General features: G+C 50.4%; 14 protein-coding genes and 4 pseudogenes. 4 read left to right on the top strand and 14 right to left on the bottom strand.

Annotation, left to right across the window (positions count from 1 at the left end):
- Positions 1-39 precede the first annotated feature (39 nt).
- The 3 genes and pseudogenes from C7B16_RS21580 to C7B16_RS21570 all read right to left on the bottom strand — a co-directional run bounded on the left by C7B16_RS21580 (position 40) and on the right by C7B16_RS21570 (position 1,866).
- Positions 40-327 (bottom strand): hypothetical protein, encoded by a 288-nt coding sequence (locus C7B16_RS21580; protein ID WP_258182593.1) that lies wholly within the window; start codon positions 325-327, stop codon positions 40-42.
- Positions 324-1,571, bottom strand: a pseudogene (locus C7B16_RS21575) (VENN motif pre-toxin domain-containing protein); the annotation flags it as partial. The gene C7B16_RS21580 and the pseudogene C7B16_RS21575, both read right to left, overlap by 4 nt.
- A gap of 25 nt (positions 1,572-1,596) precedes the next feature.
- Positions 1,597-1,866, bottom strand: coding sequence for a hypothetical protein (locus C7B16_RS21570; protein ID WP_024165531.1), 270 nt, complete (start codon positions 1,864-1,866; stop codon positions 1,597-1,599).
- 28 nt (positions 1,867-1,894) lie between these two features.
- Here C7B16_RS21570 and C7B16_RS21565 point away from each other — a divergent pair.
- Positions 1,895-2,078: pseudogene (locus C7B16_RS21565) on the top strand (transposase domain-containing protein); the annotation flags it as partial.
- A 41-nt stretch (positions 2,079-2,119) separates the two neighbouring features.
- Here C7B16_RS21565 and C7B16_RS21560 read toward each other — a convergent pair.
- The 6 genes and pseudogenes from C7B16_RS21560 to C7B16_RS21530 all read right to left on the bottom strand — a co-directional run bounded on the left by C7B16_RS21560 (position 2,120) and on the right by C7B16_RS21530 (position 17,059).
- Positions 2,120-2,647, bottom strand: coding sequence for a DUF6882 domain-containing protein (locus C7B16_RS21560; RefSeq protein ID WP_000182867.1), 528 nt, complete (start codon positions 2,645-2,647; stop codon positions 2,120-2,122).
- 221 nt (positions 2,648-2,868) lie between these two features.
- Positions 2,869-3,000 (bottom strand): annotated as a pseudogene (locus tag C7B16_RS25865) (adhesin); the annotation flags it as partial.
- 79 nt (positions 3,001-3,079) lie between these two features.
- Positions 3,080-4,617, bottom strand: a protein-coding gene (locus C7B16_RS21550; protein ID WP_375016992.1) for an IS3 family transposase whose coding sequence is annotated in 2 segments (ribosomal slippage) — positions 3,080-4,146 and positions 4,146-4,617 — 1,539 coding nt in all. Because the reading frame shifts where the segments join, the coding sequence is not laid out codon by codon here.
- 107 nt (positions 4,618-4,724) lie between these two features.
- A pseudogene (locus tag C7B16_RS25860) lies at positions 4,725-5,110 on the bottom strand (filamentous hemagglutinin); the annotation flags it as partial.
- A gap of 393 nt (positions 5,111-5,503) precedes the next feature.
- The gene (gene cdiA / locus C7B16_RS21535; RefSeq protein WP_258182590.1) at positions 5,504-15,274 is read right to left on the bottom strand and encodes a contact-dependent inhibition effector tRNA nuclease; all 9,771 of its coding nucleotides are present in this window, start codon (positions 15,272-15,274) and stop codon (positions 5,504-5,506) included.
- Between the two features lie 12 nt (positions 15,275-15,286).
- Positions 15,287-17,059 carry a ShlB/FhaC/HecB family hemolysin secretion/activation protein gene (locus C7B16_RS21530; protein WP_107180130.1) on the bottom strand — a complete coding sequence of 591 codons (1,773 nt, stop codon included), beginning with the start codon at positions 17,057-17,059 and terminating at the stop codon, positions 15,287-15,289.
- Between the two features lie 403 nt (positions 17,060-17,462).
- Here C7B16_RS21530 and C7B16_RS21525 point away from each other — a divergent pair, with 403 nt between their 5' ends.
- Both C7B16_RS21525 and C7B16_RS21520 read left to right on the top strand, forming a co-directional pair.
- Positions 17,463-18,695 (top strand): deoxyguanosinetriphosphate triphosphohydrolase family protein, encoded by a 1,233-nt coding sequence (locus tag C7B16_RS21525; RefSeq protein WP_053878002.1) that lies wholly within the window; start codon positions 17,463-17,465, stop codon positions 18,693-18,695.
- A 99-nt stretch (positions 18,696-18,794) separates the two neighbouring features.
- Entirely contained in the window at positions 18,795-19,364 is a 570-nt protein-coding gene (locus tag C7B16_RS21520; protein WP_000517678.1) for a hypothetical protein, read from the top strand.
- Between the two features lie 416 nt (positions 19,365-19,780).
- On the opposite strand, the gene C7B16_RS21515 is transcribed toward C7B16_RS21520, so the two are convergent.
- Together C7B16_RS21515 and C7B16_RS21505 are read right to left on the bottom strand one after the other, a co-directional pair.
- Positions 19,781-20,215 (bottom strand): H-NS family nucleoid-associated regulatory protein, encoded by a 435-nt coding sequence (locus C7B16_RS21515; protein ID WP_001519134.1) that lies wholly within the window; start codon positions 20,213-20,215, stop codon positions 19,781-19,783.
- A gap of 414 nt (positions 20,216-20,629) precedes the next feature.
- Positions 20,630-20,803, bottom strand: a complete 174-nt coding sequence (locus C7B16_RS21505) for a hypothetical protein (RefSeq protein ID WP_153274857.1) — start codon at positions 20,801-20,803, stop codon at positions 20,630-20,632.
- 305 nt (positions 20,804-21,108) lie between these two features.
- On the opposite strand from C7B16_RS21505, the gene C7B16_RS21495 reads away from it, so the two are divergent.
- Positions 21,109-21,453, top strand: coding sequence for a ProQ/FINO family protein (locus C7B16_RS21495; protein WP_107180129.1), 345 nt, complete (start codon positions 21,109-21,111; stop codon positions 21,451-21,453).
- A gap of 18 nt (positions 21,454-21,471) precedes the next feature.
- Here the strand turns inward: C7B16_RS21495 and C7B16_RS21490 are convergent, their stop codons facing one another.
- From C7B16_RS21490 to C7B16_RS21480, 3 genes are all read right to left on the bottom strand, one after another.
- Positions 21,472-22,020 (bottom strand): hypothetical protein, encoded by a 549-nt coding sequence (locus C7B16_RS21490; protein WP_063104817.1) that lies wholly within the window; start codon positions 22,018-22,020, stop codon positions 21,472-21,474.
- 268 nt (positions 22,021-22,288) lie between these two features.
- The gene (locus C7B16_RS21485) at positions 22,289-22,525 is read right to left on the bottom strand and encodes a helix-turn-helix transcriptional regulator (protein WP_000958154.1); all 237 of its coding nucleotides are present in this window, start codon (positions 22,523-22,525) and stop codon (positions 22,289-22,291) included.
- Positions 22,526-22,593: 68 nt separating this feature from the next.
- Entirely contained in the window at positions 22,594-23,097 is a 504-nt protein-coding gene (locus tag C7B16_RS21480) for a hypothetical protein (RefSeq protein ID WP_375122106.1), read from the bottom strand.
- Positions 23,098-23,207 lie beyond the last annotated feature (110 nt).

Below are 23,207 nucleotides of genomic sequence, written 5' to 3'. Positions count from 1 at the left end.
CGAGCATTATAACGAATGGCATCCGCATAGTGCGTTGGGTTATCGCTCGCCACGGGAATATCTGCGGCAGCGGGCCTGTAATGGGTTAAGTGATAACAGATGTCTGGAAATATAGGGGCAAATCCAAATACCAATAAATGAGCCAATCACACATCCGATAAACAAAACATGCCGAATCTCTTTCAAACTAATATTTAAATTACCTGTTATCAACCACTCCACCAAAGAAAAAAACACATCAATACATAGGAATGACACCACTATAGAAAGAAATGCGATTATAAAAATAATAAACAATTCTGATAAGTGCTGAGAATTGCCGCTCATTTTTTCACCTCCGGAATGTAAGACTCAATCTTTTTGCCTTCATACTCAGAAGCAAAAGAAGCCGACACATCCCCAGCTATACCAGGAATCCTACTGGGTGTCATTTCTTTTGATAGCCCCAATTCTCCTTTAATATCGGTATATTTTTGAAGTGTTGGATTAAATTTCGGGTCCCAGCCGTCTTTTAACCAGTTAGCACCACTATTAATGCCCCATGAAAGGCCTTTACCAATGCCATATCCAATAGCAGAACCAGCACCATTGATCAACGCACCAGATGTTGGGGCTTTTCCTTCGAGCCAGTTTCCTAATGCTCCTCCAGTTGCATTCCAGCCAACTGTGCCTACAACTCCATTCCCTGCACTAATCACATTAACCCAACCACCGATAATCGCTGTTGTAGGATCTATAGTTCCATCCGTCAGATAGCTAACACCTGCATTAGCTCCTGCCCCTAATCCCCACATGGCCTGAGCACCGCCAGGTAAGAGAGCTACACTACCAGTGGCCAACGCTCCGGCATACGCTTTATTGGCTGCTTCTCCTCGCTTACAGGCTTCACCGCCTGGGGCATCGTTACAGGAAAGTACATCTGCGCCATGCATCTGAGCAGCTTTGCTCTGCTCGGACTCTGTGCCACCAACCAGGTTATTCTCAGCAATGTTCTTCCCGACACCAACCCCAGCAGCCGCGCCAGCCACATCGCCACTGGCAATGCCGCCAGCCATACCCGCTGACAGCGTTGCCAGCGTGCTTACGGTTTGCTTCTGATCTTCTGTCAGTTTCGACGAATCTACGTCCGGGTAGAGGCTTTTCGCAATGGCTGACGAGATCACTTCACCAGTACCCGCACCAATTGCGCCTGCTGCCGCACTGTTGCCCTGAAGGGCTGCTGTCACACCACCGAGAATGGCATGGGCAATGGCTTTTGCCGCTGTATTGTCATCAATACCCGCGTGATGACCGATGATGTTCGCCAGCTCCGGCGCCGAAGCTCCGGCCAAAGCACCTGCTAAATTATCCCCCGCCAGTCCCTGAAGCGCTGCCGTCGCGGCCTGGATACCCCGCTGAATTTCACTGCCGGTACCATACTTCGCCATTTCATTCCTGTAAGCCTGCGTGTCACGCAGTTTCGCAAGATATTCCTGACGTTGTTTCTCTGTTGCATTAGCAGGAAGTGTTTCGCCGGTTGCTTCCTTCGCGGCCTTCAACGCATTCAGTTCTCCCTGTGTACGGGCAATATCTTCACTTATTAAAACTTTATCAAAATCAACGATATTTCAGTGGGATGTGTGCAAGTTGTTCATCAACCGACCAGTTTTGTGGTTCCGATTTTTTATTCATCCATTTCGCACCACTGTCTAACCATTTTGCTCTATATTTTTTTATACTTTGCACGGTCGAATCCTCATAACCAAATTCAACCCCACAGCAATTACATATATCGTATGTTGGTGTCTCACCATCATCTCCCCATGGTGCTTCTGGCTGTTCAGCACCACATACCCGACAAACATAAAATTCATTATTTTTGTGCATTAAAATAATCCAGATTTATTTGATAACAGTGTTCTTCGGCAGCTATTACAGCAGAAAACGTGGTGCACTGCGCACGGACTAATCGGAACCTATCGGCTGAGCGATATCGATCCGGAAGCGTATCTGCCTCATATACTGAAAGTTTTGCCGGAATGGCCTTCCAACCTGTTGATGAACTACCTCCATGGAACGTAGTGCTCACCAATAAATAAGCGTCATGCCTAACTTAAAGTAAATAGAATAGCAGATATGCTTAATCCTTTTTGTTGAGTGTCACTGGACCATAGACCATAAAAACACAAGTTGAACCAGATACTCCCCTATAACCTCCCTGTCCATCGCCGAGATAACAGGCAAGAGCAGTAAATTCCCAGGCATCATCCATAGACGCAGCAATTTTGCGTGTGGTTAGTGTTTCTTTGCCATATTGCTCACCAAAGTCGTGCACGCGCCGGGCATATTCTCCAAGTGACTCGCTGACTGACGGATGGTCCCACCCCCATAACCAGGTGCTGTCTTCAGTATCGTAAGTGCCAACCACTTGAACAGGTGCTGTGACCATGATCTCTTTTTCATCATTGGTGAAGGTGATTGTACCTGTATTAAGATCAACATCCCACGCAGCAGTATCAAGTCCCCACATTTCTATAGCGGCTTGTGTGAGTAACTGCATTTCGTTATTCGCTCGTGCAATTGTGAGATCTGGCTCTGAAAGAATTGCTGTGTTAGCACTGGAATCTTTATTCTTTCTGCCAAAAAGCTTCTTGAATAAATTAGTCATTCCTACTCTCCCGTTTTCTGCAAACACTTTGGCTGAATTATTAACGTTCAAATTTTGTCAGACATGTGTATACCCTAACCTGACATCAGGCCTGATAATGAAAAACTGTCAGAATAAAATCGTCATGAGTATTTATTGAGACAAGTAATTAAAGGTCATAGATTCATTTATGACATATTCAGGCGTGATAGCGGCATCGTGGTAGTCTACGTATGGGCCAAGTAATGTCTCAGATCAGCATTAAACTTAGGGTTCCAGCCACCTTTCCTCCAGTTTGCCCCTTCATTAACCCCCCATGAAAGTCCCTTACCAATGCCATAATCAATACCAGAAGCACCACCATTGATAAGTGCTGCGTATTTTCATGGAACATCGATCAGTGATTCGCGGCGTTTTTCAAGGTAGTTGTCGCCTGATGTAATAAAATTACAGTTATGCCGCTTCTTTTTCTGGATTCAGATAAACTGCCTGAATGAGTTCCCAGTCACGCAACTGTTTGCTCCAGCGCTCAGGATGACGTTTGCGAGCTTCGCGATAAACTTTTTTTCTGGCTTCCAGTATTTGTGCGTCAATTCCGCGATGGCGTTCATCCGGAGTAACATACTTAATACCGCTGTGCTTGTGTTCCAGGTTGTACCATCGCATGAACCTGCTTAACCAACTTCTGGCTTCATCTATGGTTCGAAAACCATTCTCTGGCCACCATGGACAATACTTAATCGTCCGGAAGAGCGATTCGGAATAAGGGTTATCATTGCTGACCCGGGGACGGGAATAAGAACTTAATACGCCAAGAGCGTACATTTTTGCCAGTAACGTACAACTGCGCATTGGTCCTCCGTTATCAGAATGAAGCACGAGATTGCGGGATGAACATTTTTCATTCCATACAGCACGTTGAAGCAGTTCTGCCGCATACTGCCCAGATTCTTTCGTAAATACTTCGGCAGCTATAATTTTTCGGCTATAAATATCGACGATCATATAGAGATAAAAATGCTGCCCCTTAACCCACGATGGGATATAACTAATATCCCAGCTCCACACCTGGTTGGGGGCTACAGCTTTGAGTACTTCAGGCCGCTTATATTGGTGTTCACGGGTTCTCCTTATCAGTTGGTTAGCTAAATTTAATACGCGATAAAAAGTTGATTCTGACGCGATATAAACCCCTCTGTCGGCAAGAGTCGGAACAATAATATTCGGAGACAATGATGCAAACTCCGGAGAATTGCATACATCAAGTATTCTTAATCTTTCTGTTTCTGACAGTTTATTCCCCGGGGTACGCCTTGATGCACCTGGTCTCTGATCTGCATGAACCACACCACCCTGCATCCAACGTTGAAGTGTTCTGACTGAAATACCAATACACTGGCAGGCTTGTGTTTTTCTCGCTCCTGAACTGACAGCCTCGCTGACCAGATTAATAATCTTCTGCCGCTCTGGAAGAGGAGTCAGCCTTCCTCGCTGTTGTCCCAGAGGGCATTGAACTTTTCCCTTAACATCAAAAGAGCAGCTGCTTCCGCCAGAGCTTTATCTTTACGGAGAAGTTCTTTTTCCAGTTCCCGTAACCGGGTCTTTGCTTCGCGTAATTCTTTATCAGCACGGCGACTTTCTGCCATTTTCATTTCATGAGCCTGAATGGATATAGCTCTCCATTCTTTAACTTGCTCAACAAATAACCCCATTCTCCGACAATAATCAGCCAGTTCCATTTCAGATAATGTTGCAGTTTCAATTACAACAGAAAATCGTCGCTCCGGTGTCCATTCATTTCCATCGACAGAAGATATTTTTTCATTTTCAGGTAACAGGCCTTGTTGCACCAGTTCAAGTCTCCATCTTGCTATTACTGAAGGGCTCAGGTCCAGTTTACGAGCAATATGCCGTATGGACCAACTATAAGGTGGTAATAACCAGGTAACACCTTGTTCTTTTATATCAATTGGTACTGCATGTGCGGGCATAGTCTCTCTCCTGTGTAAAAATCTAGGCGACAACTATGCTGACACAGGGGGAAACTGACGCGAACCGATCTCCATCGATGTTACCGATCTCCTTCACGGTAATACGCAAGTGCACCAGACAGAGGATCTTTGTTGTCAATCCAGTTACCCAACGCACCACCTGCCGCATTCTAGGCTATTGTCCCTTTCCAGCCCTGCCCCATGGTTATCGCATTTATCCAACCTGCTGCCACTGAGTTGACCGAGTTTATTTCACCACTATCTGCATACTGCATCACGGCATTTGCTCCGGCACCAAGTAACCACATAGCTTGGGCACTCCCCGGTAACAGCCACCTGTCGCTAATGCGGCAGCATAAGCTTTATTTTCAGCCTGCCCCCGCTTACAGGCTTCACCGGAAGGATTATCACTACAGGAGAGAACATAAGCACCATGCTCTCTGGCTTTTTCCGTCTGGAGCCATTCACTGCCACCCAGCTGGTTATTCTCAACATTCACCTACAGGTGAACAGCCTCCAACGGTTCAACATAACGCAAATTATGTATAGTTCAGAACAACGAACCAAGCATAATTTGCGTTATGTCTGGAACCCAACAGATGTTTGCAACTGTACTGTCTGCGTTATATCAAAAGTCACTCAGAGTCAGGCGGTGTTTTCCTTGATTTATATCTGGCTATCAGTTTAGAAAAAACAATCCCAACCCATGCAGTTAACCCGGTAATAACACCAAAATAAACAGCCCTTTTTATTTGATTGATTGGAAATAAAAAAAACTCATTTTTGAAAGAAAAAAACAGAGATACAACCAAACCGACTCCAAGTAACGCTATTGTAAAAAACAGGCAGCAGTACAGAAGGAGAGTTAAATAATTCCACAAAATTCTCATTTATTTTCCTTTTTTTCAGGAGCTTGAGGATTATTGAAATCCTTGATAATTCCATTGGTAAACTCAGAGACAGCACCACCGCCAAGCTCATAAATAAAGCCCGGAACAGGATCATTCCCTAAGATTTTCCCCACGGCTGTGGGGGCATACTTCCCAAATGCCCCACCCAGACCAGCACCAATACCAGCCCCGGCCAGTGAAGCTGTATTTGGACCATCAGTAAAGAATGCCCCACCCATTGCGATACCTGTGTTCGCAAGGACACCACGACCGGGAGCCATCATGCCTGTTGTAAATGAGGTCGCGCTTCCCAGATAGTCCCACGACTTATTCGCATTCTGCGGCTGGTTCAAATCATAGACCTGATAACCACTATTGGCCGCCAGTCCAAGAAGCCCGCCACCAAGAACTTTACCTGCTGACGCAGCAGGCCCCAGATACCATGCCCCGGCAATCATTACACCATCCTGATATCCATCCACGATCACTTTCGTGATATTGGTACTGTCCGGCATATCACCTTTCGCTATCTTATCCAGCCCAGCCTGTGTTTGTTCCGGTGTCAGATTATTGTCCACCGCGTACTTGTTCCATGATGTAGCCGCAGCTGCATTGCTTTCAAAACCATCACCGAAGCTGAGCGCATTATTCTCAACCGTTGTCTTACCTGACTGTGCGCCGGCTACCGCTGAAGCACCTGAGTCTCCCACCAGACCACCGGCCAGACCGGCAGCAACCGTTGCCAGTGTTGAGACCGTCTGTTTCTCTGTCTCGCTCAGTTCACTCACCGGCTTACCGTACATCTGTGTGGCTATTATCCCAACCACTTCACCGGTGGCTGCACCTGCGGCACCGGCAAGGGCGTTATTACCCTGTGCCACCGCCAGTGCAGCATTCACCACGGCATGAGCAGCCACATTTGCAGCCTTATTCACCTCACCTGTAACCGGGTCTGTGGTCATGGTTTTCACCACTTCAGCCAGATACGGTGCTGCACCACCTGCCAGGGCTGCACTCAGATTACCACCGGCCAGTCCCTGTACTGCTGACGTTGCGGCCTGTATCGCCTGCTGGTATTTGCCTCCCGTTCCAAAACCGGAGGCCGCCATGCCGTTATTGTAGGCCCGCTGTGCCACATCCTGTTCCGTAAACGGCTTTCCTGCTGCCTCAAGCTCTGCGCGGGCCTGATTCAGAGCTGCTGGGTCCCGCTTCGCTTTCTCACCGGCTATCTGTCCTTCCGTTCTGGCAATATCCGCCACCTGACTGCCTATGTCACTGATAAGCTCCACTGTCTGCAGACGCCTCTGCTCTTTCTCCTTGTCAAATATCGGGCTGATACTGTCATTAGCGTGCGCAGGGTCACGGCTCAGGTTCACCAGATTCTGCTTCTGATTGTCCCTGTCCCGGATGGTGATAGTGCCTTCTGCCACTGCGGCCTGAGTCGTTCCTTCCGCATGTCCGCTGTGACCTCCGGCGGATATCATGCCACCCGGCATGTTACCCTGAAATTTATCCCCGAAGCTGCCACCACCGCTCAGACTGATTCCACTGTGACTGACTTTATAATCCGCTTCGTTGTGAAGGTCACTGAACCCCAGCGTTCCGGTATCCAGGTGGTTTTTATCCGGTGTGGCAGTGGAGGCAATCACCGCACCATCCAGTTGGGTATGTCTGCCCACTGTAATGTCGAAGCCACCATCACCGGCAAACATTCCGGTTTGTTCAGCAACGGAGTCAAAGCGGCTCTTCATCTTATCCCGGGAGGCAGCGATGTAACCTGAGCCGGTCATGGAGCCAAAGGTAAAACTGCCGCCGGCAGCCACGCTGGTCTGTTTACTGTCGTACTTACTGGTGTCCTGCTGGCTGCTTATCAGCAGGTCGTGGCTCACATCGGCGATAATCCTGTTGCCGTTGACCTGAGCACCGTTCAGTACCGTATCCCGACCACTGTTGATGGTGACGGTTTTACCGCTGTCTGTTGTGGTTTCAGTCCACTCAGTACCGTTACCTTTCTCCCTGCCTTTTGCCGCATTAACGCTGGCAAAGGCGCTGATACCGGCACCTTTACCTGCACCGATACTGACACCCACGCCACCGCCACTGCTGCTGTTCCTGCCCGTTGTTTTTTGTGTGTTTGCGGCGCCACTCAACAGAATATCATTCGCGGCATCCAGGCTTGTGTTACCACCGGCCTTAAGCTGGCTTCCTGCAATCACAATATCTCCGCGGTTATCGCCCCTGTTTTTGCCGGTTGCGACAACAGACAGATTATTCCCGGCATTCAGCGTACTGCCGGATACTGTGTCACTTTCAGAATGTTGTTGTGATTTCGATTTCTGGGTGGTGAGCGACAGGCTGACTCCCGTCGCATTCGGGTCACCGGTTGCGGAGGCCATTGTCGCAGCCTGTCCGGCCTGCACACCAGACAGCGCTGTCTTTGTGGCCTGCAGGGCTTTCAGACGGCTGTCACTGCTCTCCTTCGTCTCCTGTGCACTGGTAACCGCATTATTGATGGCACTGCCCACCGTGCCGGAAAGGGCAACCGTCAGCCCGCTTTTCTTCTGCTCAAATTTTTCGTCCACAGTACGACGGTCATGCCCCGGGTCAACCACCACACTGTCACCGGTAATGCTGATATCCCGGTTCGCAATCACATCCGAACCGCTGATATGAGCCTGTTTGCCCGCGGTAATACTGACATTACCGGCAGTGGAGCCGATGGTACTGGCACTCTGACTCTGCGTTGTCCCGGCTTCGCGGCGGTCGTGCGATGTCTTACTGCTGCCAATGGTGAAACCAATACCGCCGGTACCCGTCAGACCGGATTTCTTCGTTTCCTTAAAGCGCCAGGACGTATCTGTACTGGTGGCAGCAAGAACATCAACATGGTTACCCGCCGCCAGTGACACATCCCGGTCAGCCACCACATCCGAACCCTCTACCGTCAGGTTATCACCGGCGTTAACGGTCACACGGTTCCCCGACAGCAGGGAGCCTGCTTCACGGGAGGCACTGTCCTCACTGATGGTGTGGGTGGTTTTCTTACTGAGAAAACCTCCGCTTTTTTTCTTCGTTTCCAGATAGTGATAGTCACTTTCTGTCGCCGTGGTCAGGGCAACATCACGACCGGCATTCACGCTGATATTGCCGGTTGCGGTAACGGATGACGCAACAGCGGTGATATCCCGTCCTGCGGTGACGGTGGTGTCACCACCGCTGGCGATTTCCGTTCCCTGCTGACGGACTGTCTCGTTAATCTCTTTCTTTTTCTTCGACGTATAGCTGTCACCTGCGCCGGCAGACTCTGCCACCAGGTTCACATCACGCCCGGCCCGGATGACCACGTTATTTTCCGCAGCCACACCGGCAGCCTGACTGGCAACATCACGACCGGCAACAAGGAGGAGGTTATCGCCCGCCGTCACCGTGGACACAGCTGCGTGGCTTTCATGACTTTCTGACCTGCCGTTGCGACTGTTTTTGCTTTCCCTGACTGCATTCAGACTCAGGTCGTTACCTGCAGAAAGCAGGGCGCTGTGCCCGACAGAAACAGAGGATGCCGTGACATCCAGATTATGGCCTGCAGCCATCGCCAGGTTACCGCCGGCGCTGATGCTGCTGCCCTGTGAGGTGGTGGATGATGAACTGTTGTCATCAGTGTGCCAGAAACCGGACTGACTTTTGCTCCCGCTTATCAGGGTTGCGGCAATGTTGATATCATTACCCGCAGACATTCCAAGGGTTCCACCGGACGAGACCGTTGCCCCGGTAATATCAATGTTTCTCCCTGCATCCAGTGAAAGTGAATCAGTGCCTTTAATGGTCGCAACCGGACCGGTGTCCGTACCGCTGAGATGCACACCACCATATTGGCTGTCACTGCCCGCATTCCATTGCTGACGCCGGGTGATATTGCTGATGTTGCCACTCACGCTTTCCAGTTGTACGGTTTTACCGCTGATGACTGAGCTGATATTGCTGATATCCCCGATGGCGCTCAGGTCCAGGCTACCGCCCGCGCTTATCAGCCCCGCATTCAGGTTGTCGATATAGCCGGTACTGTCGAGCGAGAGGTCGTTCTGTGCGTTGATGCTGCCACCGCTGTTGGTGATATTGCCGCCCGCAAGCTGCACGTTGTTCCCGCTGATAACGCTGCCGTTATGCAGGGTGATATCTTCCGGCGACAGATACAGTTTCGGGACCATGACTGTCTGTCCGTTGATGGTGACTGACTCCCACCACAGTATGCTGCCGTCAAGCTGAGCAATCTGTTCAGCTGTCAGCGCCACACCAAACTCTAATCCCAGTCCTTTCTGTTGTCTGGCCGCGTTATCCATCAGATACCGCATCTGTTCCGTGTCTGAACCCAGTCCGTTGATATAACGTGAACCCGTCCGGCTCAGCACCGCGTTACTGACATACCGGGTATCAAAGACCGCATCCCCCAGGAAACGATAATCTTTTTCCGGTTTCAGCCCGAGGCGGTCAAGAAAATACGATGAACCCAGAAACTGTTTTTCATCGGTATACGACGGAGCCGTTTCACGTGGCGCCTGACCCGGCTTCACTCCAAGAAGCTCATACAGTCCGGCAAACAAATGACCGTCCACCTGTCCGAGACCATCCAGTTTCGGGTTCACCGTAATCAGATACGGACTGTCCGGGTCCGTGGACGGAACCAGGTATCCATTGTTGCCGGAAGGCAGTGGCCAGTCATCACTGATACCGGTCTGACCGGTCAGTGGCGAACCTCCGGCAATATTTTTCAGGGCACCTGCCAGTTCATCGTGCCATTGCGGAGAGCCAACCACCACCGGCTCATACTGCTGCAGCGCTGTCTGTGTCAGACTGTCTCCGCCGGTCTGCTGACTTAACGTATTCAGTACCGGTGCAGAGACCACCGGACTGACACTACCTGCATGTGCAGTGGTTGTTCCGTTATTGATACTGCTGGTAAAACGGGTCTTAACATCCCCGCCCGCCTGAATAACGGAATAATACGTCTTACCGGGCGTGTAATCTTTTTCCCGGCCATCCAGTGAAAATCTGATGGTATTGTTTTCAAATTCCGGTGACAGCAGGGGCAGTTTATCCAGAGAGCCTGTTGCATAGCTACCGTAAAACGTTTTCGGGTCGTAGCGGTATACCAGATATTCATTCTCTGTCCCCGTCTGCCAGCTCTGATTGCTTAACTCTCTGCCCGAGAGTGCGATATCCCCATTCGCCAGGATAAATGACGCCCGGTTTTCCAGTCGTTCAGCCTCAGCAGAAAGATTACGCCCTGACGCAATGCGGCCTGCCGGATTATCAGCACCGGTTACTGTTGTGATGTTCTGGCTGCTGAGAAAGCGCTGTGTGGCACTGTCAGCAAACGGCGCGTAATAATAAAGCGTATCCATTGTGATATTGCATGCCCCGTGCCCGTTGCAGGGCGTACCGTGCTGATTTTCAACTTCACGGGTGAAATAGCCATAGCTGCCGTCAGGAAGAAGGGAAAGGGGAATATCAACCAGAGCATTTCCCATTCCCTGAATGGATGAGGGGTTCGTCCGGGTTGTTGTTGTGGCAGAAAATCCCTCCCGCTGGTTCAGAAGATGCCCGGTCCTTACAACAATATCGCCCTGATGCGTCTCAATATTCCCGGAGGTATTGATAATCTCTGTGTTTGCACCGCCGGAAGCATCCTTCTGTACCCACAGACTGTTGCCGGCCAGGATATCACCATGCTGGTTATGCAGACGGTCTGTAAACAGCTTCAGGTTATTCCCCGCATAAATCAGCGCACTGTTCAGCAGGGTACCGGCCACATTCATTGTCAGACTGCCTGCCGTGCCGGTAAAACCACTGATGGTGATATCACTCCGGCTGTTCAGACTCACATCGCCACCGGCCTGAAGTGAACCCGGTGCGTTAAGGAAAAGACGCTGTGCGCTGAAAACACTGTTGCCTTTACCGGCAGTCAGCGTTCCATTGTTGGTGAATGCCTCTCCGGTACCGAGCACCATGGCATCACCCTGCATGACACCGCCGTTGGTGATGACATTTTGCGACGTGACGGAAAGCGTTTTCCCTGCGGCCAGGGTACCGTAATTCGTGAGTGCAGCAATCAGTTTCAGTGTGACATCACCGGTGGCCACCACCTGGCCCTGACCACTGAAGTCCTGAGCGTCAAGCAGCAGGTTGCCTGCACTGTACAGCCGCCCGGTACCATTTTGCAGCAGTGAACTGCCCTTAACGCCAAGCCCGGAGGTTCCCAGCAGGGTACCGCTGTTGCTGAATGTGTGGTAATTCACCAGCAGGTCCGCACCCTGAAGCGTACCGGTATTATTCAGCGTGGTTCCTTTAACGTCGGCACTGCCGGTGGCAAGTACGCGTCCGCCGTTGACAGTATTCACCACATCCAGCAGCAGGGTGGCAGCCTGTACCAGTCCGCTGCCGGTGTTCGCCAGCAACTGCGCCGTCAGCGTGAGGTTACTGCCGGAGAGGATTTTGCCGTCGTTCTGCAGACGGTCTGTGGCCTTCAGGGAAACCCCGCCTCCACCCTGTATCGTGCCCTGGTTACTCAGGGTCGCAGTACTGACATTCAGTGCATTCCGGCTCAGCAGCACACCACCGGAACGGTTGTTCACGCCACCGGAGACTGCCAGCGTCAGCGTTTCGCCCTGCAGATGCCCGCCGTTTGTGAGTTGTCCTGCCGTGATGGTGGTGGCATTTCCCTGTAATTGCCCGTCGTTTGTGGCACTGTCTGCCTTCAGCGTCAGCACACCTGCACTGAGCAGTTTTCCGTTCGTCTGATTGTGCAGCGTCTGATTCACCGTGAGCGTGAGAGCATCCACTCCGGTGATGTCGCCCGCACTGGTCAGTGAGTTCGCCTTCAGGGTCAGATTTTTTGCAATCCATTGTCCGCTGTTGCTTAAATTCAGTGCACTGAGCGCCATTTCACCGTTTGAGGTGACTTTGCTGCCCGCGGCGCTGACGAGCTCACCCGTCAGACGTGCAGTCAGGCTGTCAGCCGCCTGGATCGCCCCGCTGTTTGCCAGACTGTCTGCGGTGATCAGCACCCGTTTGCCCTGCCAGTGTCCGGAACTGGTAATACTGCCTGCGGTGATTGTCAGATCGCCGCTGGTCAGCAATGAACCTCCGTTATTCATCAGCGCAGGTTGAGGGGATGTCATACGGGCGGCAAGCGTCAGTGTGGCGACCCCGGTGAGCGTGCCACTGTTGGTGACACTGTTCTGACGAATCGTGACATGGTTACCCTGGACAGTGCCGCTGTTATCCAGTGAGTTTCCATCAAGGGAGAGCGTGCCGGCCGAAAGCAGACTGCCCCGGTTGTCCATGGTGGCTGCGTTCAGCGTGGTGTCCCCCTGGCTCATGATATCGCCGGTACTGGTCAACTGACCGGTTGCCGAAGCAGTAAGGTTACCGGTTGCCAGCACGGAACCACTGTTCGCCCATCTGTCCGCCTGCACGGTGATATTCTGTCCCTGCGTGGTCCCTGCGGTATTCAGTGTTTTGCCCCGGAGGGAGAGGTCGTCCGCCGTCAGCCAGCGCCCGTTACTACCCTGTGAGAGGGTGTCGCCAGCAAGCGCCAGTGCACCGGCGCCCTGCAACAGGCCGTCACCATCCAGCGTGGTCGCCCTGACGCTCAGCGTGTCAGCGATGATTTTTCCCGGATTGCTGAGGGAGACAGCATTTAACATTAAACCATTATCACCGGTGATAAGCCCGCTGTTGCGGATGTCCGGTATATCCAGCGTCAGGTCTGCAGCACTGTACAGCGTGCCGTTCTGCTGATTATCAAGCCTCTGTGTGTTAACGGTGAGTGAGGCCTTCCCCTGCAACAGACCGCTGTTGGTCAGGGTCTGTGACTGTGTATTCAGGGCGGAACCAACAAGTACGCCGCTGCTGGTCAGTTCCGGCGCACTGAGGCTGAGCGACGGGGCGCTGCTTTTCCCGCTGTGGGTGAGCTTTTCACTGGCGTTCAGGGTAAGGATGTCTCTGGCAGCCTGTGTTCCGTCAAGCTGTGCGTTCTGCACATCCACGCTGACACTGTTGCCCTGCGTCTGCGCAGTGGTCGTGGTCTTCAGACTGTTGCCTTTTACAGACACCGTGCCACCCGCACTGGTTTCACCCGCCAGTGTGGAAGACGCGCTGTTCAGCATGAGGTTACCGTCACTGTTTGTGACCGATTTTTCTGTGGTGGTCAGTGTGTCTGCAGAAGCCACAAGTTCCTTTGCCCCGGAGAGGGTACCGCTGTTGTTTATCTGCGTGGCACTGAGCGTCAGCACGTCATCGCTGACGAGTCTGCCGCGGTTTTCGAGTGTACCGCTGACGGTAACGCGGGCACTGTCTTTTGCACCGGCATCACCGGACAGTGTGGCATTGCGGACGCTGATATCGAGTGTGCTGCCACTTTTAATACTGCCGGTGCTGGTCAGGTCAGTGGCGGTGACTTTCAGGCCGTTCCCCTGGACGGCACCGGTATTACTGAATGTCCCGGTTTTCACCGTGGCATCGCGCCCGGCAACCAGTGTCCCGCCGTTGTTCAGGCTGCCGGAACTGACGGTGAGTGTTTTCCCGGCAACGCTGCGGCCTTTCAGTGTGGTATCATCGGTGGTGGTCAAGGTGACATTTTCAGCTGCATTCACGGTCCCGGAAGTCTGGTTCAGGTGCTGTGCACTGAGCATGGCGTTCTGCCCGGCAGTCAGTTCACCACCGTTCTGTACTATCTGCCCGGATGAAGACAGCACCAGATTTTTATCCGTCACCAGACGGGACTGATTCAGTGTCAGTCCCGTTGTCCCGGTAACGCTGAGATTTCCTCCGGCTTTGTTATCCCCTGAAAGTGAGACATCCGTTCCGGTTACGGTGGTATTGCCGCCGGCAAGGCTGTTCTTCAGGACCAGTTTTCCGGAACTGCTCAGTATGATATCGCCCTCGCGGGCATAAAGGTTACCCAGATTAACCCCGACACCACTTTCAGTGGAGGTCAAATGAATACGCCTGGCGTACATTCCACCGAGCGCGCCGGTATCAACAGCAACTTTCGGCACATCACCTTCGCCCTTCAGGGCACTGACACGACCATCTGCAGTTACCCGGTTAGCGCCTGCAGTGACAGTTAAATCCTTCGCATGAAGCGCGGCATTCACTTCCGTTGCACGGGCAATAATGGATACGGCATCGCTCCGGGTGCCGTCCAGGCCCGCGCCATTGATGGTGATACTGCCTTCAGTCACCTCCAGCGCCTGCAGGCTGCCGTCGGCATTCATCACAGGTCTGCCCGTGGTGAGCGTCGCGTGCGGCGTGTTGATAAAACCACAGCCGTCACAGGTGATACCATACGGGTTGGCAACCATCACATTCGCCGCTTTGCCGGCCACTTCCGTATAGCCCTGCAGCAGTGAACGCTTACCGCCGGTCACTTCGTTGATGATACCCTTCGCTTCCCCGCCCGCTTTCAGGTTCGGGTTATTCTGTATCAGGCCGCCAAGCTGCGTCGGATTAAGCTTACCGGTGGCATTATTGAGAATCAGCCCTTCCTTCCCGACGTTGTAATCCGTAAACCGGTTATGCGAAATCCCGGCCCCGTTCGGCGTGGCAATGTTCACGACCGGCACACCATTTGCCGCTTTATCCATTCCGGCCCCGTTTTGTGGGGTGATGACGGCCCCCACAGCCGGTAACAACGGCTGCCCGGCGATAATCGTACTGATAAGGTAACTCAGCAGGCGGTAAGTGAAGCGAACGGGAAGCTGATGCATGGTAATAATCCCTTAAAACGCGACGGCAACGCGCCAGTAAACCGTGAGATGGTCAGGAGCAAGCCAGTCCGGGTAAACCAGAGGCAGTCCGGCGGTGAACGAACCGGAAACATGACCACTGGTGGTGCTGAGCCCGGCAGCAGCACCCCACAGCGTGCCGGACGAGTACGGGTCATAGCTGTCAGAGTGCAGCCAGCCGCCGTCCAGTGCAGTCACTGCACGGACTGTCCCCACATATGGCAGGGAGAACAGAGACCAGGACAGCTCATTCCGCAGATAACCGCCGTTATTACCGGAGATATACTGCTCCTTAAAGCCACGCACTGAACTCTCACCCCCGAGGCTCAGTTGTTCCACACCATGAAGACGGTCCGGTGACCACTGTGCATAAGCGCTGGTCAGCCACCACACCCTGTCCGTGACGGGGCGCTGAAAACTGGCACTCACCGACCATTTCCGGAACTGATTTACGGGCAGGTCTCCTCTTTTCCCGTGGTCGCTTTCTGCGCCGAACCAGGGCATCCCCCGAGTGAATACCGGATTCAGTGTTCCGACACCACCCAGAAACTTGTGTGTGTGATTCAGCCCGACAGAAAATGAAGTGAGTTTACGGCTGCTGCCCTGAAGCAGAACATCATCCAGATAATTGTGAATAATGCGGTGCTGCAGACCTCCGGTCAGTGCTGTCTTCATGTCCCCGTTACGGAACAGGACATGCGACAGTCCCAGCCGGTGAGTCTGCAGGTCTCCCGTGGAACGCCACCGCCAGCCCCGGTTATCAATGGTGCTGAGGTAGTCACTCCATGAATACGTGTAATCCACCAGGGTATAGCCATACGGCAGACTGACACCGGCGGCAAAATTCCTCGCATCATGTGACACCGAAAAGTCACTGCTCCGTCCCCCGCTGACAAACCAGTTGTCAGCCAGCCCCAGCGGATTATTAAAAGAAAGAACACCATTTAACTGCCCCGTACCGGTATTCTTCTGTCCGCTGTTGTCGAAGCCCGCGCTCCCTGTGACAGGCCATTCCGGCGATGCCGTCAGTGTCACCACCGACCATCCCTCACGGTCACCGGGCGATATTTCAATCTGTACCGGCTCCGTACGCAGACGATTAATCTGCTCCATCCCCTGCTCAATATCCCGCAGGTTCAGAACCTTCCCCTCCATTCCCGGGAAAACCATCTTCAGGGTGCGGGTAGGAAGGTCAGCGCCTTCCGCCCGGATTTGCTGCAGCCTGCCTTCCATGACCGTTATGTGCAGTACGCCCCCTGAAAGGTCCTGCTCTGTCAGAAAGGCCCGGCTGGTGATATATCCCCGGCGTATATAGCCGTCCGTCACGGCATCCGTGACCGCGGTCAGCCCCGTGATATTCAGACACTGATTCACCCACGGTGCCACCAGTCTGTCGGTTTCTGCAGACGTCAGTCGGGTGGCCCCACTGACAACAATGCGTGACACCGTAAAGCAGGGGCCTTCAGTACCGGCAGACGTTTCCCGAGACGGTATGACAGTCAGCGGCGCACTGCGCTCCAGCGCATCACGCTGGCGCTGGTTTTCATCCAGCAACTGCTGCTGTTGCTGCTGAATTGCACTGCGGTCACCCGGAGACAGCATGGCTGCCGGAGACGAAAGTGCGGGGATAAAAAAACCAGAAAAAACGGAGAGGGAGAGATAGCATATCCACGGAGAGCCGCGCCGGAACATATCACAACAGGGGACAGACAACGCACGGGATAAAAGAGACGTTTTCGTCAGAATGTTGTTCTGCCGGCGCTGCATGTTCTCCCCGTATTCTGGCCTGTGTGATGCCAGTGTAAATTCATGTCAAAAAGTGTCAGCGAGAAAATTTACACCTGAAAAAGTCTGTCGTGAAACTGTTTTATGGCGAAACATCAGGAAGAGTGTCAGAAATGTGATCGGCATTGTGGTTTTACGGAAGAGCATAAGGCAAAAAATGGCGGGAAATTCATTGACATTCACGGAGGATAAACAACACCATTTTGTTATCCAGCAGGAAAACCGTAATCCTCCCTTTGCATCCGGACAAGGTTCGTACTGACAACATAACCTGAAATGGCACTAATGGACAGAGCTTACTAATACATAATCCCTACAGGATGTAGCCACCAGTTTTGTTCATCCGGTATTCTGATTTGGTAACATTCTCCAGAAAGGAAGAAATATGTACTGCAATGAATTAAAAGAATTTGCGCAAGAGCAGGAACAAAAACTTATCAGTGCGCTTGCTGATACCAGAGAGCACCCGTCCCCCGATGGTGAAACAAGAAGCCGGGATAATTATCAACGGGATTACGCGCGTATTCTGTATTCATCATCATTTCGCAGGCTGCAGGGAAAGATGCAACTTTTTGAAATTGATCCTGAAAAATTCAACAGAAACAGATTAACGCACAGTCTTGAGGTTGCTCAGATTGCCCGAAGTATCGCGTCAGACCTCAAACTGGTTAACCCGGTGGTGGTTGAACTGGCAGCGCTGGCGCATGACATCGGAAATCCTCCTTTCGGTCATTCCGGTGAAAAACTGCTTAATGAACTGTCTGAAGAAATCGGCGGCTATGAAGGTAATGCACAGGCGCTACGTATCCTGAGAAAACTGGAGAAGAAATTTTCATACTGCAACGGATTAAATCTGACTCACCGTAGTTTACTTTCGGTTGTTAAGTATCCCGCCCCTCGCACTGCAACTACTGCCGGCAAGTTCATTTATGATGATGACTTTGATTTTTATACTAACCTGCTTGCTGAAAATCAGCTCGATCTGAATCCCGGAGAGAAAACGATTGATGCGCAGATAATGGATCTCGCGGATGAGATTGCCTACGCCGCGCATGACCTGGAAGATGCCCTTAGTAGGAACATGGTCACGATTGAAGATATTGAATATGAGTTTCAGATTTCTGACGAATTCCGGGGAGCGAGGGAACAGTTCAGGGAAATCGTTACTCAGTCGAGAAACACCGCTTTTCAGGCTAACTTACTGAAAACCTCAGAAGAATTTGCCATCATATTCCGCAAGGAGTTAACTTCAAATATTGTCAATCGCCTCGTTGCAGATATTTCTGTAGTAACGAACCTGAATGGTTTTCAGGAACTGGGGTTCGGGAAACTGAATGCGTTATCCGAAGGGCTCAAAAAACTTCTCTTTAAAGTCATCATGCGAAAACGTAATATCCTCACCTATGAGTTCAGGGGAAATAAAATAATCAGGGATTTATATGACTTTTACAATGAAGGAGAGAATTATAAATTTCTGCCTCCTGAACTTAAATTCACCTTACCCCAACCAGATTCCTGTATATTTGAAATCAGCAAAAAACGAGCAGTGGTTGACTATATTTCAGGTATGATGGATACATTTGCAGTCAAGGAATGGGAAACTCACTGTCTGAAGTAACACTGTCGATTACCAGAGGCGCATATTTTCCCGTTATGGTTATTGCGCCTTTATTCCGTTTCGGTGACAGGTTATTTTAAATATTCTGGAAATGCGTTGATGGGCAAGAACAATTACCCTGAAAATAAATACAGGAAATGGTTTTCCACAGCAATAACATATCTTATTACAGGTGGTTTGTGCTGGTATATGTTGTGGGCATCCGCTATATCTCATTATACTGTTTTACAAAATACGGTACCTGAATGGACAACATATTTTTGCACCGGTATAATCACCGGATCTCTTTCTTTTATTTATGCATTTTATATCCGCACCTTTAACAGAACATTAAAGTATTTATTAAATGCATTCACGGGGGGATTTTGTCTTGGATTTATACTGAGTCTGAACTGTTACGATGTCTGTGTTTATCTTTTTCCGGATAAGGTTATTAGCTATGAATCTGAATATGATGTTGTTTTTCCGGGACCATCAAGAGGAAAGTATGGACATTGTGAAGCGGGACTCTGGTTGAAAGATCAAAACACTTCCAGATGGATACAACTTTGTACAAATAAAGAGTTCCTGCGCAGTCACCATAAACAGGGGATGACAGGTGTATGGGTAACAGCTCGTGTTAATAAAATTGGGTCGTATATCGTGAAATATGAATTTATCTATATGTAGGTAAAAGCTGACATGTTTACCATGGATGAGTTGCTATATTTTTGCGCATACAGGAGTAATCGATTACTGGCTATACTAAAAATACAGAGAAAAGCTATCCCGGGATAAAGATTACCAACTCACAGAGACAAGCCTTGCCTTATAAACAGATAAATATCATCAACACAGATTCAGAAGCTGAAGCAGTAAGCCATGGTTAACTGCCTGCTGCCAGTACAGATAAAACAATCAGTCTCGCTGACTGGCTCTTATCACTATCGTTATTTCATAACTCTACAGTATAACTCATTTATCTTTATTGCCATATATTAGCATGAAGTCAGGCATTTTCATTCCCTGTCGATAATATATCAACTCCGGAGAAGTGCTTGCTATATATTCCTTGATATTAATACAAATTCAAATATATATTGCTGTTATTCATAATCAGGACCAGATGATACTTCCTGAGATATAAGAAAATCATCAAGAGAACCTCCGGCTTTTATAGCCTCTGCTATGGCCTTAGGCCGACGTCCTTGCCCATTCCAGTACATTCTTTTACCGTTATCGTCATACTCGTATTTATGCCCTCCTGACACACTTTTTCTGCCTGCCTGTGATTTTTTGCCAAATTCACGATAAAAATCTTCCAGAGATATACCATGTTCATCCATGAGTGATTTGATAGCTTTCATATTTTCCTTTCGCTCATTACGTTGCTGAATAGCTATGTCAAAGTTTTCCTTAACCTTATTTAAATCTTCATCAGACATTTCTGTGACCAGTTTTTTAACAAAATCAATACTCAGAAGTAATGCTCGGAAAGTATTGAACTCTTCATTTTCAACAGAAATTTTCTTCTTACTCATTTATTAACACTCAGTTTTTCATTCATTTATGGCAAATCCTATCAGGTGATTTGCCATAAAAATAATATATGTATCACATTTTGCGGCACTTAATCGTCACTTCCTTTCCGAAGGAAAGGCCATCGCAGAAAGTAAGAGAACGTTCTTTGTATTTGATACTTAGCGAAATTGCGCCGGTCACTACTTGTCTTAGTCCATTCACTTTCGTTAATGTTAATGAGAAAAACCCGCAGTATGATGCGTAATTTCATCAAACTGATGAAATTCGGTAGCAATCATATATCTGGTGTAGCCTGCATATTCGCAGGAAAACGAATATCGATTATACTAATGGACTAACAATCTCCATCCTCTTCAAGAAGATGTTATAAATACACACAGATACTGATTCTCATCCCTTTCAGGCCTGGAACACTATTTCTGCTTTTTAGCATCATCTGGTAGCGATACTTTCCAGGTATGTCGCCCCATTTTTGTTCGTCTCCATTTTTTTAAGAATTGTGCAAGTAAAAAACTTTTTACCTCTCCGGGAACTGTCGTATTTGCTGATATTGTTCGTTTGTCTAAAGAACCTGCTGGTCTTGTCATTAATATTACCTGCTGATTGCTTCACGCCCGGGCTCCTCGCACTGCGCGCGGGTTATTGTTTCGTTTTCAGCCCCGGGGTCGCCAAGGCTCTGGATGAGGTACTACTTCCATTGACAGCATGAGGTAACAATACTGATGGTAACGCTGACCATTAACCGTAAACCACAGGGCATTTTCAGTAAATCACCAGCAACGCCGCTGCAGGATAAAACGAACACTGCACACAACGTGAAGGCCAGGGAACGGATACCACAGTTGAACGATAAACAGAGCCCTGCTCTGCTGAAAAAACACCGTGGCGGCATATGACAAAACGCCAGCGTAAAAACCGTAAGCGTATTAATCGTCTTGTGGAACACTGGCCTGAGTTATTCAACCGGGAAAAACCCCAACCGCTTAAAGTTGAGATACCTGACGACCTGATACAGGATATCGCCATCAGAGAACTGGCGTTTGGCGCAGGTGCATTACGCGCGGCAGTAGCGTCTTATGTGCAGTCTCCGCGCTATTACCGTGCGTTAATGGCTGGCGGCGCCCGTTACGACCTGAAGGGGCGGCCGTGCGGGGAAGTGACTCCACAGGAACAGAAAGAGGCAGAGACCCGGCTAATGGTGCTGAATGACCGACAAAAAGCCAGAAAACCTCGTTGACTACACAACTGCGCTGATTCACTGAGCTGTAATCAATGTACAGCGCTGTACCGGACGATGGGTAATGGCGGTCACAACCGGTAACCCCAGAGACAATGCGACGGTTTTTAACGCTACATACTGACCGGATGTATCACCCCGGGCAACCCGAAAACACCTTTCAACCTGGCATTGTCCGCCAGCGCTTATCACCTTCCAGGTCTGTTGCAATAAATCCACCCGTTGCGAACATTCTTCATCAACCGTGGCACTGGCCCGCGGATGGCAAATGCTCGTCTGGCTGAGCAGCAACAGGCATCGTATTGTTGCTCCTCCATGTTGTTCCCGCAACCAGCGTAATACCACCGGCGAGGATGGACTGGCCGTGTGATTACGCTCAATAATACGTTCGTGCACCTGTCGGTAAAAGGAAGTACAGAATGCATGAATCTGTCGCCCGTTGATATTTCCTTCTGCCGAATGGAGTGTGAAGTGAAATGCCAGCAGATGCGGCCAGTGGTCCACCGCCTGCTGAACAAAACGCCGGATGTCTCCCGGCTCTGAAAGTAATGCTTCGGTTATTTGCACGAAATGTTCCTTTTCAAACCCTGTTGAATTTTGTTAAACCGGTGCAGACACACGGGAAGGTGCGCATCAACACCAGTGTAATGCCAGTTATAAACAATGTGAATGGAATGACGAATCAGTCAGGAAAGAGCTACAACCTGCTGGCTGACCGGAGAGGGTCAGCAGGAAAATGAACGGTAATGTCGCCAGCACCAGGGACAGGGCTGATTTCCGCAATACCAGCGCCGGCATTTTGCACATTGCCAGCGTACCGGCATCACAACACGTTTCATGCTGCTGCTCCTCGTGACTCCTCAATTCGCTGCTGCATCCACTGCTCCACTTCACTTTTGTACCAGCGGCTGCTGCGGCCCAGCTTGATGGGTTTAGGAAAATGACCTTCACTGATTAACTTGTAAAACCATTTGTCAGTCATACCGGTGAAGCTGGTGATGTAGTTCATGTCGATCAGGGGATCGTCGGCACGCAGCAACACGCTGTCGTGGCCTGTCATTGAGGTCAACATGGTCAGAATATCCTCTGTGAGATTTATGAAGGTTGTGCGAATGCGGGGAAAGATGCTGAGCCGTATTCTCAGAACGGTCCTGCAGATCCGGGATAGCCGGGATTACCGGCGAGGCAACGGGCTTCCGGATCGCACACTCCACGGCGATCGCGGGCGAAATCACTGAACGCCCAGATCAAGTCTTTGAGGATGTCTTCGCAGTCCGGTGAACGACTGTCCAGCACCACATCCCGGGTTATCTGTTTCTGGTACGGTGCCGCTTCCCCCGGTGACGCGAAGCCCAGTACGTTGCTCCAGGCATCCAGAATCAGCCGGTCCAGTTCAGGGCCGTCGAAATACTCCTGTCTGACACACAGCACCACGTGGTATTCCGGCTTTTCAGGATGACGGGTCAGGAGCCAGCAGAGATCACGTCCGGGGGTTGCATTCATCAGCGCACTGACAGTTTCGATAAAATCCATACCAAACCAGGTCTTTCTGCTGCTGAAGGTGCTGTCATATTCACACGGCAGACGAAGCAGGATCCGCCGTATCCGGGAGCCGGACTGCTCACGTAGTGAAGTGGTCAACAAAAACTGGCCACCGAGTTAGAGTTTTTCCAGTATCGATTTTCCGATTCGTTTGGGGGTAATCCACCGTTATATTCGTGCGGTCTTAGTGCGCTGTAATATCCAACGATATA

Origin of the sequence: Escherichia sp. 20412-1 (assembly GCF_003027595.1) — a bacterium.
In the GTDB taxonomy this organism is placed as follows: domain Bacteria; phylum Pseudomonadota; class Gammaproteobacteria; order Enterobacterales; family Enterobacteriaceae; genus Escherichia; species Escherichia marmotae.
Note: the sequence above shows the minus strand (reverse complement) of the source record. Positions and strands in the feature narration are given on the sequence as shown.

What these genes read in the sequence shown, in the direction of transcription:
- C7B16_RS21580 (WP_258182593.1), bottom strand. Translation starts at nt 327, where the DNA reads ATGAGCGGCAATTCTCAGCACTTATCAGAATTGTTTATTATTTTTATA.
- C7B16_RS21570 (WP_024165531.1), bottom strand. Translation starts at nt 1,866, where the DNA reads ATGCACAAAAATAATGAATTTTATGTTTGTCGGGTATGTGGTGCTGAA.
- C7B16_RS21560 (WP_000182867.1), bottom strand. Translation starts at nt 2,647, where the DNA reads ATGACTAATTTATTCAAGAAGCTTTTTGGCAGAAAGAATAAAGATTCC.
- cdiA (WP_258182590.1), bottom strand. Translation starts at nt 15,274, where the DNA reads ATGCATCAGCTTCCCGTTCGCTTCACTTACCGCCTGCTGAGTTACCTT.
- C7B16_RS21530 (WP_107180130.1), bottom strand. Translation starts at nt 17,059, where the DNA reads ATGCAGCGCCGGCAGAACAACATTCTGACGAAAACGTCTCTTTTATCC.
- C7B16_RS21525 (WP_053878002.1), top strand. Translation starts at nt 17,463, where the DNA reads ATGTACTGCAATGAATTAAAAGAATTTGCGCAAGAGCAGGAACAAAAA.
- C7B16_RS21520 (WP_000517678.1), top strand. Translation starts at nt 18,795, where the DNA reads ATGGGCAAGAACAATTACCCTGAAAATAAATACAGGAAATGGTTTTCC.
- C7B16_RS21515 (WP_001519134.1), bottom strand. Translation starts at nt 20,215, where the DNA reads ATGAGTAAGAAGAAAATTTCTGTTGAAAATGAAGAGTTCAATACTTTC.
- C7B16_RS21505 (WP_153274857.1), bottom strand. Translation starts at nt 20,803, where the DNA reads ATGACAAGACCAGCAGGTTCTTTAGACAAACGAACAATATCAGCAAAT.
- C7B16_RS21495 (WP_107180129.1), top strand. Translation starts at nt 21,109, where the DNA reads ATGACAAAACGCCAGCGTAAAAACCGTAAGCGTATTAATCGTCTTGTG.
- C7B16_RS21485 (WP_000958154.1), bottom strand. Translation starts at nt 22,525, where the DNA reads ATGTTGACCTCAATGACAGGCCACGACAGCGTGTTGCTGCGTGCCGAC.